The following is a 15,661-nucleotide window of genomic DNA, read 5'->3' on the forward strand; positions in this document are numbered from 1 at the left end:
TTCATGTTTGCTTATAGGCACTTGCGCGGCTTCATGCTTAACTCAGGGTCTTTTTCAAAACCCGCATAAGGAATTCCGCCATGGCTCAAGTGACTCTCAAAGGCAACCCGGTTCAGGTCAAAGGCGAACTGCCGAAGGCTGGCGCCGCGGCACCGGCGTTCTCCCTGGTCGCTGGCGACCTGTCCGACAAGTCGCTCAAGGACTTCGCCGGCAAGCGCAAGGTGCTGAACATCTTCCCAAGCGTCGACACCCCGACCTGCGCCACTTCCGTGCGCAAGTTCAACGCCCAGGCCAATGACGTGGCCAACACCGTGGTACTGTGCATCTCCGCCGACCTGCCGTTCGCCCAGGCACGCTTCTGCGGCGCCGAAGGCCTGGAGAACGTGAAGAACCTGTCGACCCTGCGCGGCCGCGAGTTCCTGGAAAGCTATGGCGTGGCCATCGCCGACGGCCCGCTGGCCGGCCTGGCCGCACGTGCCGTGGTGGTGCTGGACGAAAACGACAAGGTGCTGCACAGCGAGCTGGTCGGTGAAATCGCCAACGAGCCGAACTATGAGGCGGCGCTGGCTGTCTTGAAGTAAGCGTTCGCAGGGTTCGCCGGCAAGCCGGCTCCTACAGGACACAGGTAGGAGCTGGCTTGCCGGCGAACCAGGTAACACCCGGTAACGGCCTGGACCCTGTTCCAGGCCGTTTTCATTTAAAGTTCACCGTCTTTTCAACGTCAGCCGAAGGTAAAGCGCGGGTAAAGCCACTTTGCTAAACCGATGCCAGTGCTTATCGTTCAGGCTCTCCACGCCGTCTTTCTCTGAACAAGGTTCGTTCGACCCATGCAAGTCTCCAATTCCCGTTCCCTCCGTCGCTGGCTGTTCGGCCTGCTGATCCTGCTGCTGGTGGCCGTATTGGCCTGGTGGCAGTGGCCCGCGCCGTCGGCCCACCACGAAGCCACGGGCGGCCGCCCGGGCCGGGGCGCGGGGATGGGCATGGGCGGCCGTCCAGGCTTCGGTGCCTCCACCGAGGCGGTGCCGGTGCGCGTCGAGCCGGTGCGGGTCGGTGATTTCCCGCTGTACTACAAGGCCCTGGGCACCGTGACTGCCACCAACACGGTCAACGTGCGCAGCCGGGTGGCCGGTGAGCTGGTCAAGATCCACTTCAAGGAAGGCCAGCAGGTCAAGGCCGGCGACCTGCTCGCCGAAATCGACCCGCGCTCGTACCGCATCGCCCTGCAGCAGGCCGAAGGCACCCTGGCGCAGAACCAGGCGCAATTGAAGAACGCTCAGGTCGACCTGGCCCGTTATAAAGGCCTGTACGCCGAAGACAGCATCGCCAAGCAGACCCTCGACACCGCCGAAGCGCAGGTGGGACAGTTCCAGGGGCTGGTCAAGACCAACCAGGCGCAGGTCAACGATGCCCGCCTGAACCTCGATTTCACCCAGATTCGCGCACCGATCAGCGGTCGCGTGGGCCTGCGCCAGCTGGACCTGGGCAACCTGGTGGCGGCCAACGACACCACCGCCCTGGTGGTGATCACCCAGACCGAGCCGATCAGCGTCGCCTTCACCCTGCCGGAAACCCAGCTCGACACCGTGCTCGCCCGCTACCGCAGCGGCGCCAGCCTGCCAGTCGAAGCCTGGGACCGTGGCGACCAGAAGCTGCAGGCCAGTGGCGTGCTGGGCAGCCTCGACAACCAGATCGACACCACCACCGGCACCTTGAAGTTCAAGGGCACCTTCCAGAACAAGGACCACGCCCTGTTCCCCAACCAGTTCGTCAACGTGCGCCTGCTGGCCGACACCCTCAAGCAGGTGGTACTGGCCCCGGCCGCGGCGATCCAGTTCGGCAACGACGGCACCTTCGTCTACGTGGTCAACAACGAGAGCAAGGTCAATATCCGCAAGCTCAAGGTGGGCGCCAGCGATGGCGAGCACACGGTGATCGTCGAGGGCCTGGCCGCCGGCGACCGCCTGGTGCTCGAAGGCACCGACCGCCTGCGCGAAGGCACCAAGGTCGAGGTGGTCGAGGACAGCTCGCAAGTGCCGACCACCCCAGGCCAGCACCTGCAAGGGCAGGGCGCGAAGGGTTCGGCCCAGGCCGGTGAACCGAGCGACAAGGCGGGCGCATGAACCTCTCGCGCCTGTTCATCCTTCGCCCGGTCGCCACCACGCTGAGCATGCTGGCCATCGTCCTGGCCGGCCTGATCGCCTACAAAATGCTGCCGGTGGCGGCCTTGCCCCAGGTCGACTACCCGACCATCCGCGTCATGACCCTGTACCCCGGCGCCAGCCCGCAGGTGATGACCAGCGCCGTCACCGCGCCGCTGGAGCGCCAGTTCGGGCAGATGCCGGGCCTCACGCAGATGGCCTCGACCAGCTCCGGCGGCGCCTCGGTGCTGACGTTGCGCTTCAGCCTCGACATGAACATGGACGTCGCCGAGCAGCAGGTGCAGGCCGCGATCAACGCCGCCAGCAACCTGCTGCCCAGCGACCTGCCGGCGCCGCCGGTGTACAACAAGGTCAACCCGGCCGACACCCCGGTGCTGACGCTGGCCATCTCCTCGAAGACCATGCCGCTGCCCAAGCTCAACGACCTGGTCGACACCCGTGTGGCGCAGAAGATCGCCCAGATCAGCGGCGTGGGCATGGTCAGCATCGCCGGTGGCCAGCGCCAGGCGGTGCGGATCAAGGTCAACGTCGACGCCCTGGCCGCCAACGGCCTCAACCTGGACGACGTGCGCACCCTGATCGGCGCTTCCAACGTCAACCAGCCCAAGGGCAACTTCGACGGCCCGACCCGGGTGTCGATGCTCGACGCCAACGACCAGCTGCGTTCGCCCGAGGAATACGCCAACCTCATCCTCAAGTACAACAACGGCGCGCCGTTGCGTCTGAAGGATGTCGCCGAGATCGTCGACGGCGCCGAGAACGAGCGCCTGGCCGCCTGGGCCAACCAGAACGAAGCGGTGCTGCTGAACATCCAGCGCCAGCCCGGCGCCAACGTCATCGAGGTGGTCGACCGGATCAAGGAACTGCTGCCGTCGATCACCGACAACCTGCCGGCGGGCCTGGACGTCAGCGTGCTCACCGACCGCACCCAGACCATCCGCGCCGCCGTGCGCGACGTGCAGCACGAACTGCTGTTCGCCATCGCCCTGGTGGTGATGGTCACGTTCCTGTTCCTGCGCCGTGTCTCCGCCACCATCATCCCGTCGATCGCCGTGCCGCTGTCGCTGATCGGCACCTTCGGGGTGATGTACCTGGCCGGATTCTCGGTCAACAACCTCACCTTGATGGCCCTCACCATCGCCACCGGCTTCGTGGTCGACGACGCCATCGTCATGCTGGAGAACATCTCCCGCCACATCGAGGAAGGGCAGACGCCGCTGCAGGCCGCGCTCAAGGGCGCCAAGCAGATCGGCTTCACCCTGATCTCGTTGACCTTCTCGCTGATCGCGGTACTGATCCCGCTGCTGTTCATGGCCGATGTGGTCGGGCGGTTGTTCCGCGAGTTCGCCATCACCCTGGCGGTGGCGATCCTGATCTCGCTGGTGGTGTCGCTGACCCTGACCCCGATGATGTGCGCGCGCCTGCTCAAGCGCGAACCGAAGGAAGAGGAACAAGGCCGCTTCTACCGCGCCAGCGGCGCCTGGATCGACTGGCTGATCAAGCACTACGCCAGCGCCCTGACCTGGGTGCTCAAGCGCCAGCCGCTCACGTTGCTGGTCGCGGTGGCCACCCTCGCGCTGACCGTGGTGCTGTACCTGATCGTGCCCAAGGGCTTCTTCCCGGCGCAGGACACCGGGGTGATCCAGGGGATTTCGGAAGCACCGCAGTCCACCTCGTTCGCCGCCATGAGCGCTCGCCAGCAGTCCCTGGCCAAGGTCATCCTCGAAGACCCGGCGGTGCAGAGCCTGTCCTCGTACATCGGCGTGGACGGCGACAACGCCACCCTCAACAGTGGCCGCCTGCTGATCAACCTCAAGCCCCACGGCGAGCGCGACGTCACCGCCGCCCAGGTCATCAGCCGCCTGCAGCCGCAGCTCGACAAGCTGGTGGGCATCCGCCTGTTCATGCAGCCGGTGCAGGACCTGAGCATCGAGGACCGGGTCAGCCGCACCCAGTACCAGTTCAGCCTCAGCTCGCCGGACGCCGAACTGCTCGCCCAGTGGAGCGGCAAGCTGGTCCAGGCCCTGCAGCAGCGCCCCGAGCTGCGCGATGTGGCCAGCGACCTGCAGGACAAGGGCCTGCAGGTGTACCTGGTGATCGACCGCGACATGGCCAGCCGCCTGGGGATCAACGTTTCGCAGATCACCAGCGCGCTCTACGACGCCTTCGGCCAGCGGCAGATCTCGACCATCTACACCCAGGCCAGCCAGTACCGCGTGGTGCTGCAGTCGCAGGCCGCCGCAAGCCTCGGGCCGCAGGCGCTGGAGTCGATCCACGTCAAGGCCAGCGACGGCGGCCAGGTGCGCCTGTCGGCGCTGGCGCGCATCGAGCAGCGCCAGGCGCAACTGGCCATCTCGCACATCGGCCAGTTCCCGGCGGTAATGATGTCGTTCAACCTGGCCCATGGCGCGTCGCTGGGCGAGGCGGTCAAGGTGATCGAGCAGGTGCAGCGCGACATCGGCATGCCGATCGGCGTGCAGACCCAGTTCCAGGGCGCCGCCGAGGCGTTCCAGGCTTCGCTGTCGAGCACCTTGCTGCTGGTCCTGGCCGCCGTGGTGACCATGTACATCGTGCTCGGCGTGCTCTACGAGAGCTATATCCACCCGGTGACCATCCTCTCCACGCTGCCGTCGGCGGCGGTGGGCGCCTTGCTGGCGCTGCTGCTCAGCGGCAATGACCTGGGGATGATCGCCATCATCGGCATCATCCTGCTGATCGGCATCGTCAAGAAGAACGCGATCATGATGATCGACTTCGCCCTGGAGGCCGAGCGCCACCAGGGCATGAGCCCGCACGACGCCATCTACCAGGCGGCGTTGCTGCGCTTCCGGCCGATCCTGATGACCACCCTGGCCGCGCTGTTCGGCGCCGTGCCGCTGATGCTCGCCACCGGTTCCGGCGCCGAGCTGCGCCAGCCGCTGGGCCTGGTGATGGTCGGCGGGCTGCTGGTGAGCCAGGTGCTGACCCTGTTCACCACGCCGGTCATCTACCTGTACTTCGACCGCCTGGCGCGCCGCTGGCGCCCAGCCACCGAGCAACAGCAGGCCGAAGCATGAACCTGTCCGGACCGTTCATTCGCCGGCCGGTAGCCACCATGCTGCTGAGCCTGGCGATCATGTTGCTGGGTGGGGTGAGCTTCGGCCTGCTGCCGGTCTCGCCGCTGCCGCAGATGGACTTCCCGGTGATCGTGGTCTCGGCCAACCTGCCTGGCGCCAGCCCGGAGGTCATGGCCTCCACCGTGGCCACGCCGCTGGAGCGCAAGCTGGGCGCCATCGCCGGCGTCACCACCCTGACCAGCAGTTCCAACCAGGGTTCGACCCGGGTGATCATCGGCTTCGACCTGGGCCGTGACATCGACGGCGCGGCGCGCGAGGTGCAGGCGGCGATCAACGCCACCCGCAACCTGCTGCCCAGCGGTATGCGCAGCATGCCCACGTACAAGAAGATCAACCCGTCCCAGGCACCGATCATGGTGCTGTCGCTGACCTCCGATGTGCTATCGAAGGGCAAGCTGTACGACCTGGCCGATACCATCCTGTCCCAGAGCCTGTCCCAGGTCAGTGGAGTAGGGGAAGTGCAGATCGGCGGCAGCTCGCTGCCCGCCGTGCGCATCGAGCTGGAACCGCAATTGCTCAACCAGTACAGCCTGTCGCTGGACGACGTGCGCACCGCCGTGGCCAACGCCAACCAGCGCCGGCCCATGGGCTTCGTCGAGGATCAGGAACGCAACTGGCAGGTGCGCGCCAACGACCAGCTGGAAAAGGCCGAAGACTACAAGCCGGTGGTGATCCGCCAGGCCAACGGCGCGATCCTGCGCCTGTCCGACGTGGCCAAGGTCACCGACGGCGTGGAGAACCGCTACAACAGCGGCTTCTTCAATGACGAAAGCGCGGTGCTCTTGGTGATCAACCGCCAGACCAACGCCAACATCATCGAGACCGTCGGCCAGATCAAGGCCGAGCTGCCGGCCTTGCAGTCGCTGTTGCCGGCCAGCGTCAAGCTCAACGTGGCCATGGACCGCTCGCCGGTGATCAAGGCCACGCTCAAGGAGGCCGAGCACACGCTGTTGATCGCCGTGGTGCTGGTGATCCTGGTGGTCTACCTGTTCCTCGGCAACCTGCGGGCTTCGCTGATCCCCAGCCTGGCGGTGCCGGTGTCGCTGGTGGGCACCTTCGCGGTGATGTACCTGTGCGGCTTCTCGTTGAACAACCTGTCGCTGATGGCCTTGATCCTGGCCACCGGGCTGGTGGTGGACGATGCCATCGTGGTGCTGGAGAACATCTCGCGGCATATCGAGAACGGCGAGAAGCCGATGCGCGCCGCCTACAAGGGCGCGCAGGAGGTGGGCTTCACCTTGCTGTCGATGAACGTCTCGCTGGTGGCGGTGTTCGTCTCGATCCTGTTCATGGGTGGCATTGTCCGTGGGCTGTTCAAGGAGTTTTCCATCACCCTGGCGGCGGCGATCATCGTCTCGCTGGTGGTGTCGCTGACCCTGACCCCCATGCTCTGTTCGCGCTGGCTCAAGGTCCATGGCCCACAGCAGCAGACCCGCCTGCAACGCTGGAGCGACCGTGTTCACCAACGCATGGTGGCGGGCTATGACCGGAGCCTGGGCTGGGCATTGCGCCACAAGCGCCTTACCCTGTTCAGCCTGCTGGCCACCATCGTGCTCAACGTCGCGCTCTATGTGGTAGTGCCCAAGACCTTGATGCCGCAGCAGGACACTGGCCAGTTGCAAGGTTTCATCCGTGGCGACGACGGCCTGTCGTTCAGCGTGATGCAGCCGAAGATGGAAATCTACCGACGCGCCTTGCTCAAGGACCCGGCCGTGGAGAGCGTCGCGGGTTTCATCGGCGGCAACAGCGGCACCAACAACGCCTTCGTGCTGGTGCGCCTCAAGCCCATCAATGTACGCAAGGAGGACGCGCAGAAGGTGATCGACCGCCTGCGCAAGGAACTGCCCAAGGTCCCGGGCGGGCGCCTGTACCTGATGGCCGACCAGGACCTGCAACTGGGCGGCGGTGGCCGTGACCAGAGCACCTCCGAGTACCTGTACACGCTGCAGAGCGGCGACCTGGCAGCCTTGCGCGAGTGGTTCCCGAAAGTCACCGCCGAGCTGCGCAAGTTGCCGGAGCTGACCGCCATCGATGCCCGCGACGGCGCCGGCACCCAGCAAGTGACGCTGGTGGTCGACCGTGACCAGGCCAAGCGCCTGGGGATCGACATGGACATGGTCACCGCCGTGCTCAACAACGCCTACAGCCAGCGGCAGATCTCGACCATCTACGACAGCCTCAACCAGTACCAGGTGGTGCTGGAGATCAACCCCAAGTTCGCCTGGGACCCGAGCACCCTGGAGCAGGTGCAGGTGATCACCGCCGACGGCGCCCGCGTGCCGCTGTCGACCTTCGCCCGCTACGAGAACTCCCTGGCCAACGACCGTGTCAGCCACGAAGGCCAGTTCGCCTCCGAGAGCATCAACTTCGACGTGGCCGAGGGCTACAGCCCCGACCAGGCCCTGGCGGCGCTGGAGCGCGCGGTGGCCAAGCTCGGCCTGCCCGAATCGGTGATCGCCAAGCTGGGCGGTACGGCCGATGCCTTCAGCAAGACCACCCAGGGCCAACCGTTGATGATTCTCGGCGCCCTGGTGCTGGTGTACCTGGTGCTGGGCATCCTGTACGAGAGCTACATCCACCCGTTGACCATCCTCTCCACGCTGCCCTCGGCCGGTGTCGGCGCCTTGCTGGCGCTGTACCTGACTGGCGGGCAGTTCAGCCTGATCTCGTTGCTGGGGCTGTTCCTGCTGATCGGCGTGGTGAAGAAGAACGCCATCCTGATGATCGACCTGGCCCTGCAGCTGGAGCGCAATGAGGGCCTGTCGCCGGAAGCGTCGATCCGCCGCGCCTGCCTGCTGCGCCTGCGGCCGATCCTGATGACCACCCTGGCCGCCATGCTCGGTGCGCTGCCCTTGCTGCTGAGCAGTGCCGAGGGTGCCGAAATGCGCCAGCCGCTCGGCCTGACCATCATCGGTGGCCTGGTGTTCAGCCAGGTGCTCACCCTCTATACAACGCCCGTGGTCTACCTGTACCTCGACCGCCTGCGCCACCGATTCAACCGTTGGCGCGGCGTGCGCACCGACGCTGCCCTGGATACCCCGCTATGAATTTTGCCCAGACCCGCCTGCACCGTGCCCTCAAGCTGCTGACCGAGGGGCGCGGCTCGCGCCTGCTCGGTGCGGGCTTGTGCGTGGCAATGCTCAGCGCCTGTACCCTGAGCCCCGACTACCACCGCCCCGAGCTGAGCACCCCGGCGCAGTTCAAGCAGGCCGAAGGCTGGACCCAGGCCAACCCGTCGGATGCCATCGCCCGGGGCGCCTGGTGGGAGATCTATGGCGACCAGCAGCTCAACACGCTGGTCGAGGAGCTCAACCGCAGCAACCAGACCGTCGCGCAGTACGAAGCCCAGTACCGTCAGGCGCAAGCCCTGGTGCGCAGCAGCCGCGCCGCGCTGTTCCCTTCGCTCGACCTGACCACCACCAAGAACCGGTCAGCCCAGGGCACCGGCAGTTCCAGCTCCAGCCTGTCGAACAACAGCAGCGGTATCCGCAACACCTACAACGCCCAGCTCGGCGTGAGTTGGGAGATCGACCTGTGGGGCAAGCTGCGCGAGACGATGAATGCCAACGAGGCCAGCGCCGAGGCCAGCCTCGCCGACATGGCGGCCATCCGCCTGAGCCAGCAGTCGGAGCTGGTGCAGAACTACCTGCAATTGCGGGTGATCGATGAACAGAAGCGCTTGCTGGAGGCCACCGTGGCCGCCTACGAGCGTTCGCTGAAGATGAACGAAAACCAGTACCGCGCCGGCGTGGCTGGCCCCGACGCGGTCGCCCAGGCGCGCACCCAGCTCAAGAGCACCCAGGCTGACCTGATCGACCTGGCCTGGCAGCGGGCGCAGTACGAGAACGCCATCGCCGTACTGATGGGCAAGGCCCCGGCCGACTTCGCCCTGGCCGCTACCAACGCTATCCCGGCCTTGCCGCAGATCCCTGTGTCGCTGCCGTCGCAGTTGCTGGAGCGACGGCCCGATATCGCCTCGGCCGAGCGCAAGGTCATGGCGGCCAACTCGAACATCGGCGTGTCCCGGGCGGCGTACTTCCCGGACCTGTCGTTGAGCATGAGCGGCGGGTATTCCAGCAGCAGCTTCAGCAACTGGATCGAGTTGCCCAACCGGTATTGGTCGGTCGGGCCGCAGCTGGCTTTGAACCTGTTCGATGCCGGCAAGCGCAGCGCCGAGGTGGACCGTACGGTCGCGGTGTATGACCAGACCGTGGCGCAGTACCGCCAGACCGTGCTGGATGGGTTCAAGGAAGTGGAGAACTACCTGGTGCAGCTGAAGGTGTACGCCGACGAAGCCGGGGTGCGCCAGGAGGCCCTGGCGGCGGCGCGGGAGTCGCTGCGGTTGACCGAGAACCAGTACAAGGCGGGGTTGATCGGCTACCTGGATGTGGTGAACGTGCAGACCACGGCGCTCAGCAATGAGCGCAGCGTGCTGAACCTGCTGCAGGGGCGGTTGGTGGCGAGTGTGCAGTTGATTGCGGCGCTGGGGGGCGGTTGGGATGCCCAGCAGGCGTTGGCGGAGCAGTGACCAATTTCACGGGCTTTGGGTCATGTGTGTTCCTGGCCGGTTGGCGCCTGCCCTCAGAGCGCATTCGCCGGCAAGCCGGCTCCTACCGGGTGGAGTACGCCAACCCTCTGTAGGAGCCGGCTTGCCGGCGAACCTGGGGTGCGCCCCCGTACTCAGCGACTGTCCTGATCTTCGGCCGTCCCGCCCGAAGCCCCCGCGCCACTGCCCGTGGCTTCACCGGTATTGTTCGACCCACCCGTGCTGCTGTCCGCAGCATCGGAATTACTGCCGGTATCGCTGGCATCGTTATCCTTGCTGCCACCCGGGCTGTTGACACTACTGCCTTCACCCGCCGTCTTGCCCTGAGGGCTCTCGGCCTGGGGCTTGCCGTTGGCGGCCTCCATTTCGGTCACGGCGTGGCTGGCGGTGGAGGCGATCCCCAAGGACAAGGCGAGGAGCAGCGTAAGGGGGCGAATGCGGACCATGATGCGTCTCCTTTCGGATGATTTGTCATGGTTTGGGCCGCTGTCACAGGGTTGAGGTGCCCATCGGGCGACGGGCGGTTGTGCGGAGGCGATGACCGCCTCCGCAGCGCAGGCTCAATGGGCATCAGGCCGTGGTGCTGGCGTCGCCACGCCACCATCCATCGCATCCAGCGTCGGATGCTCCTGCGCCGCTTGGCGCAGATCCTCGGTCACCCGCAGTTCGGCGCCGCTCGGCGAGAAGGTTGCGGTAGGCGCGAACGGGGCAGGGTGTTCCGGTGCCGGGCGCTTGCCGCGGCGCCAGAGGAAGAAGCCGACCATGGCCAGGTTGATCACCGCAAAGGCCCAGAACAGGCCGACTTCACCGTAGGAGATCATCATTGGCGAGATGGCCAGCGGTGCCATGGCCGAGCCCAGCGAGTTGATCAGCAGCAGACCCTGGATCATCGGCACCAGGGCATCGGCCGGCGCCCGGTCGGCCGCGCTGCTGACCGCCACCGGGTACAGCGCGAACACACCGCCGCCCAGCAGGAACAGCAATGCCGGCAGCAGCACGGTGTCGGTGGGCAGCAACACGATGAGTACCGACAACACGACGCACGCGGCGGCCAGGGTGATCAGCACGTCCTGGCGGTCCTTGCGGTCGGACCAGCGCCCGACCGGGTATTGCAGCAGCATGGCGCCGAGGATCACCCAGGCCATCATGTCGCCGATCTCGCCGATGTCCAGGCCGATGCGCTGCAGGTACAGCGGCAGCAGGGCATAGATACCCGCGATGGCGACGCCCGAACCGAAACAGCCGACCAGCCCGGTGGGCGCTACGCCCAGCAGCTGGCGTGGCTTGAGCGGCTCGACCTGGTCCAGCAACGGCGACACGCGGGGCAGGATCACGATCGGCAGCACCGACAGGGTTGCCAGCATGCCGGCGAGCATGAAGGGCGCGGTGTCGCCCCAGCTGGTGATTTCGCCGAGGGTGGCCTGGGCGATCACCCCGGCGCCGTAGAAGGCGATCATGTACAGCGCCAGCAGGCGACCACGGATCTTGGCGTCGCCGGCCAGCAGCAGCCAGCTCTCGATCACCAGGAACACGCCCACCGCGGCCCAGCCGTTGAGCAGGCGCAACACAGACCACCAGGTAGTGTCGTAGAACAGCCCTTGCAGCAGGATGGTCGCGCCGATCAGCGCGGCGAAGCTGCTGTAGGCGCGGATATGGCCGATGCGCAGGATCAGCCGGTCGTTGAACACCGCGCCCAGGGTCAAACCGATGAAGTAGGCCGAGGACACCACGCCGATGGTGGTGGCCGACTCGCCGGCAGCGCCCAGGCGCAGGGTGGTCAGGGAAGACATGAAGCCATTGCCCAGGGCAATGATGAACAGGCCGAGCAGGGGTGCCAGCGCCATCGCCAGCAAACGCGGAGACATACGTACCTCAAGGTTGGAAAACGCGGATGTGCGCCTTTTCGGCTACAGCCGGCGAGCCGGGGCGGGCTGCAACCTGGGCAAGGGTCAACCGCTGGGCCTGTTGCGGGAAAGGCCGGGCGGGGGCGGTTGAGCCTGGTGCACATGGGCGATGTGGCGAGGCACGGACGCGGTCCTTGCGGGCGCTGGCCACCGGGGTGGGCGACGGGCGAAAAGGAAGCGCGATTTTACGGGCTGTGGGGGATTTGAAAAGGGGGACCTGGCTGCGACGAGAGGCCGCAGGTCCCCCTGTTGTTCACCGGGGTGCCAGTCAGCTCGATGAGCGGTCGGTGTTGGTGCGTGCTTCTGCCTGTGGCGGGGCCTGACGCAGGCTTTCTTTTGCCACGGTCTCCTGGGCTTGCTGGCGTTGCAGGGCCCACTGGTCGCTGCGCTCCTTGAGGCGGTCGGCGCCGCCCTCGGCAAATGCCGTGGTCATCGAGGTCATGGTCAGCAGGGCGAGGGCACAGAGCAGGGGTTTCATCGAAGTCATCTCCATCATGGGTGGTCAGTGCAGTCGGGTAGCGACCGGTTGACGGCCATGATGGCGGGGCAGGATTTTCCCCGGATTAAGAAGCAGGATCAGCGCGGCACCTGTAGGAGCGGCCTTGAGCCGCGAAAGGGCTGCGTAGCAGCCCCAGGATTTCAGCCTTGATGCAGAAAATGCCGGGGCCGCTTTGCGACCCTTTCGCGGCTGAAGCCGCTCCTACAGGAATCGAGCCAGTCTCACGATCACCGGGTGATCAACCGCTCATGCACCCACCCCTGGTCGGTCAACACCATGGCGCGGGTCTCCTCGAGCGGCTTCGCGGCGCTGCCGGCAGCCTGGCCCAGGCCGATGACGCCGGCCTGCACCGCTTCATCGCCGGCCCAGCCCGGCAGGTCGGTGACCTGGTAGCGGTAGGTCACCTGCGAAACCTTGCGGCCTTCGCGTTCGGCAGGCTTGCTGAACGCGGAGATGTCGGTGAGCCGGGCCTTGCCGAAGCACAGCCCGCCGGTGCTACCGCCGTCCGCGCGTTTCACGGCGTCGGCGCGGTAGTACTTGCGGCCCTCGTCGGTGAGTTCGTAGGCGTAATAGATGTCGGTGCGAGCCGGCTGCCACAGGCGCTCGGGCACCTCGGTGCGGGAAATCTCCCGTTCGCTGACCACGCCGACCTTGGCCAGGGCACGCAGCGCCTTGTTGGTGCCGTCGACGTCGAAGTCGCGGGTGCGGGCGGGGAAGGCGGTAATCACGAAGCAGTGCGGGTACTGGGTGTCGAGGTAGGCCTGGGCGGCCTGGCGAAAGCTGGCTTCGCGGGTGTCCTGGCCGGCCGAGCAGCCGAACAGCGTGGCCAGCAGGGCCAGCGGTACGATCTTCCTGTTCATCGTAAGGCTTCCTTGTAGTTGCCAATTGCGCAGCGAGCACCGGCCAAGCCGGTCGGGTCGGGATTAAAACCTGCAAGCCAGAGCGGCCGCAATCATGGCATCTGGACATATTGGTGGGGTTGCGCGCGCCATCGCCGGGTGTTGGGGCGGGTGAAAAACCTGGGGTCATCCATACTGCTCTGATCCGCCCCGGCGTCACCGGGGTGACCGGGGACCTTCCAGGAGAGCAGGCAGATGGCCAAGGCCGAGGGCAAGAAACGCAAGGGTGACGACGGCAAGCGGTTGGGGCGCAAGGCGTATGAAAGCGAGCTCAAGCGCCTGCATGTGGAACTGGTGAAGCTGCAGCAGTGGGTGGTGGAGAAGGGCCTGAAGGTATGCATCGTCTTCGAAGGCCGCGATGGCGCCGGCAAGGGCGGCACGATCAAGGCCATCACCGAGCGGGTCAGCCCGCGGGTGTTCCGGGTGGTGGCGCTGCCGGCGCCGACCGAACGGGAGAAGACCCAGATCTACGCCCAGCGCTACCTCACCCACCTGCCGGCCGCCGGCGAAGTGGTGATCTTCGACCGCAGCTGGTACAACCGCGCCGGCGTCGAGCGGGTGATGGGCTTTTGCAGCGACGAGCAGGCGCAGAAGTTTCTCACCGTGGTGCCGATGTTCGAACGGATGATGGTCGAGTCGGGGATCATCCTGATCAAGTACTGGCTGGAAGTCAGCGCCGAGGAGCAGGCGCGGCGCCTGCAGGACCGCATCGACGATGGCCGCAAGCTGTGGAAGCTGTCGCCGATGGACGTGAAGTCCTATACCCGCTGGGATGACTACACCCGCGCCCGCGACGAGATGTTCGCCGCCTCGGACTCCTCCTGGGCGCCGTGGTACATGGCGCGCTCGGAAGACAAGCGCAAGGCGCGACTGAACATTATCAGTCACTTCCTGCAGCAGATCTCTTACAAGGATTTAAGCCAGGCGCACAAGGTCACGCTGCCCAAGCGCGGCAAGATCGGCAAGTACAAGGCTGCGCCTTATCCGTTCAAGATGGTCGCGCAGCGGTTCTGAAACCTGTAGGAGCGGCTTTAGCCGCGATCACCCGCGAAGCGGGTGCCCCGTGGTGCCTGCATCGCGGCTAAAGCCGCTCCTACAGCGGGTGCGGTATGGCAGGTTAAGCGCATCGAAGCAAAGCAGGAAAAGTTTCATGATGAACCGTCATCACGAAGCCTAGGATAAACACCAAAAGGCCATGTTCCCGCGCCTCAACGCCACAGGAAGTCAAAAATGATCGCTAACCTCGTCAAAGTTTCACTGGTGGCCGGTGCTGTGTTGTTGAGCGCCTGTTCCGGTGTGAGCACCCGAAACGACTACTCGGTCGACTCCGTGGCGCCGGCGGGGTTTGGTCCGGGGCCGACGCACAGTGGACAGCAGATGAATTTCCACGGTAACGCGTTGAGCAACAGCTTTGGCGAGTACAGTTCCGGGCTGCTGCACGACGACTGATACGCGTGCGGTAAAGAAAAGGGGGACGCTCACGGTTCTGAAGCTGTAGGAGCGGCTTTAGCCGCGATCACCCGCGAAGCGGGTGCCACCAGCGTGTTGCCTGCATCGCGGCTGAAGCCGCTCCTACAAGACCTCGACCAACCGGCCATCACGCGCCAAGTGATAGCGCTGCAGATCCTGCGCCAGAACCAGATTGCCGCGGTAATGCGCCAACGCTTCTTCGCGTACATCCTCGATCGAGCTGCCACGTGCCGCGCCAGCGCCCTGATACCGCGCGCTGAAATGGGTCAGCACCAGGTTCGGCACCTGCGCCGCTTCGGCAAACCGCGCCACCGCGGCGGCGGTGCTGTGGCCGAAGGTGGCCTGGGCGCGCTCGACCACAGGCTCGGTAAAGGTCGACTCGTGCACCAGCACGTCCACGCCTTTGGCCAGCTCGGCCAGCAACTCCGGGCGGTCGTTGTCGCCACAGACGATGATGCGCTGTGGCGGGCGCTGGGGCTGGAGGTAGTGCTGAGGATCCAGTTGGCGTCCTTCATGCTCCACCGTCATGCCACGGGCCAGCTGACCCCACAGCGGCCCGGCCGGCACGCCGTCGGCCTGCAGGCGCGCGGTGTCCAGCCGTGGCTCGGGGTCCTGTTCATCGAACACGAAACCGTAGGACGGCACCCGATGGGACAGTTCGACCTTGCCGACCTGGATATTGCCGCAGGTAAAACCGTCGAACGTTTCGAGGGCCTGCAGTTGCAGCTCGAACGGCAGGTAGGTGTCGCTGGCCGCCAGGCCCTGGCGCACCCAGTCGTGCAGGGCGGTGGGCATGATCAGTGGCAGCGGCGCCTTGCGCCCGGACATGCCCGCGCTGGCCAGCAGCCCCGGCAGGCCGAAGCAGTGGTCGCCATGGACATGGGTGATGAAGATCGCGCGCAGGTCGCGCATCGACAGCGGGCTGCGCAGCAACTGGTGCTGGGTGCCCTCGCCGCAATCGACCAGGTACCAGCCGTGGCCGGTGGCTTCGATGACGGCGGTTGCGCTTACATTGCGGGCCTTGGTGGGCACACCGGAGGAGGTGCCCAGAAACTGCAGGTCCATTGC

At 65.9% G+C, this 15,661-nt stretch carries 12 protein-coding genes; 7 read left to right on the forward strand and 5 right to left on the reverse strand.

What is annotated here, in order from left to right; translation table 11 throughout:
- Positions 1-80: 80 nt before the first annotated feature.
- From tpx to PSEEN_RS12410, 5 genes are all read left to right on the forward strand, one after another.
- The gene (gene tpx / locus PSEEN_RS12390; protein WP_011533855.1) at positions 81-581 is read left to right on the forward strand and encodes a thiol peroxidase; all 501 of its coding nucleotides are present in this window, start codon (positions 81-83) and stop codon (positions 579-581) included.
- Positions 582-827: 246 nt separating this feature from the next.
- The gene (locus PSEEN_RS12395) at positions 828-2,120 is read left to right on the forward strand and encodes an MdtA/MuxA family multidrug efflux RND transporter periplasmic adaptor subunit (protein WP_011533856.1); all 1,293 of its coding nucleotides are present in this window, start codon (positions 828-830) and stop codon (positions 2,118-2,120) included.
- Positions 2,117-5,215, forward strand: coding sequence for an MdtB/MuxB family multidrug efflux RND transporter permease subunit (locus PSEEN_RS12400; RefSeq protein WP_011533857.1), 3,099 nt, complete (start codon positions 2,117-2,119; stop codon positions 5,213-5,215). The genes PSEEN_RS12395 and PSEEN_RS12400 overlap by 4 nt, the downstream gene beginning before the upstream one ends.
- The gene (locus PSEEN_RS12405; RefSeq protein ID WP_011533858.1) at positions 5,212-8,322 is read left to right on the forward strand and encodes an efflux RND transporter permease subunit; all 3,111 of its coding nucleotides are present in this window, start codon (positions 5,212-5,214) and stop codon (positions 8,320-8,322) included. Before PSEEN_RS12400 ends, PSEEN_RS12405 begins: the two co-directional genes overlap by 4 nt.
- Entirely contained in the window at positions 8,319-9,803 is a 1,485-nt protein-coding gene (locus PSEEN_RS12410; protein WP_011533859.1) for an efflux transporter outer membrane subunit, read from the forward strand. The genes PSEEN_RS12405 and PSEEN_RS12410 overlap by 4 nt, the downstream gene beginning before the upstream one ends.
- 152 nt (positions 9,804-9,955) lie before the next feature.
- Here the strand turns inward: PSEEN_RS12410 and PSEEN_RS12415 are convergent, their stop codons facing one another.
- The 4 genes from PSEEN_RS12415 to PSEEN_RS12430 form a co-directional block, all read right to left on the reverse strand.
- On the reverse strand, positions 9,956-10,267 hold the full coding sequence (locus PSEEN_RS12415) for a hypothetical protein (protein WP_011533860.1): 312 nt from the start codon (positions 10,265-10,267) through the stop codon (positions 9,956-9,958).
- Positions 10,268-10,381: 114 nt separating this feature from the next.
- Positions 10,382-11,686, reverse strand: coding sequence for an MFS transporter (locus tag PSEEN_RS12420; RefSeq protein WP_011533861.1), 1,305 nt, complete (start codon positions 11,684-11,686; stop codon positions 10,382-10,384).
- Positions 11,687-11,993: 307 nt separating this feature from the next.
- The gene (locus PSEEN_RS12425) at positions 11,994-12,203 is read right to left on the reverse strand and encodes a hypothetical protein (RefSeq protein WP_011533862.1); all 210 of its coding nucleotides are present in this window, start codon (positions 12,201-12,203) and stop codon (positions 11,994-11,996) included.
- Between the two features lie 248 nt (positions 12,204-12,451).
- Positions 12,452-13,084 (reverse strand): hypothetical protein, encoded by a 633-nt coding sequence (locus PSEEN_RS12430; protein ID WP_011533863.1) that lies wholly within the window; start codon positions 13,082-13,084, stop codon positions 12,452-12,454.
- 234 nt (positions 13,085-13,318) lie between these two features.
- On the opposite strand from PSEEN_RS12430, the gene ppk2 reads away from it, so the two are divergent.
- Both ppk2 and PSEEN_RS12440 read left to right on the forward strand, forming a co-directional pair.
- Entirely contained in the window at positions 13,319-14,137 is an 819-nt protein-coding gene (gene ppk2 / locus PSEEN_RS12435; protein WP_011533864.1) for a polyphosphate kinase 2, read from the forward strand.
- A gap of 216 nt (positions 14,138-14,353) precedes the next feature.
- Positions 14,354-14,572 (forward strand): hypothetical protein, encoded by a 219-nt coding sequence (locus tag PSEEN_RS12440; RefSeq protein ID WP_011533865.1) that lies wholly within the window; start codon positions 14,354-14,356, stop codon positions 14,570-14,572.
- 123 nt (positions 14,573-14,695) lie between these two features.
- Here PSEEN_RS12440 and PSEEN_RS12445 read toward each other — a convergent pair whose 3' ends face one another.
- A complete protein-coding gene (locus PSEEN_RS12445) occupies positions 14,696-15,658 on the reverse strand; it encodes a ribonuclease Z (protein ID WP_011533866.1) in 963 nt (320 codons plus the stop codon).
- Positions 15,659-15,661: the final 3 nt, after the last annotated feature.

Origin of the sequence: Pseudomonas entomophila L48, from assembly GCF_000026105.1 — a bacterium.
GTDB lineage: Bacteria > Pseudomonadota > Gammaproteobacteria > Pseudomonadales > Pseudomonadaceae > Aquipseudomonas > Aquipseudomonas entomophila.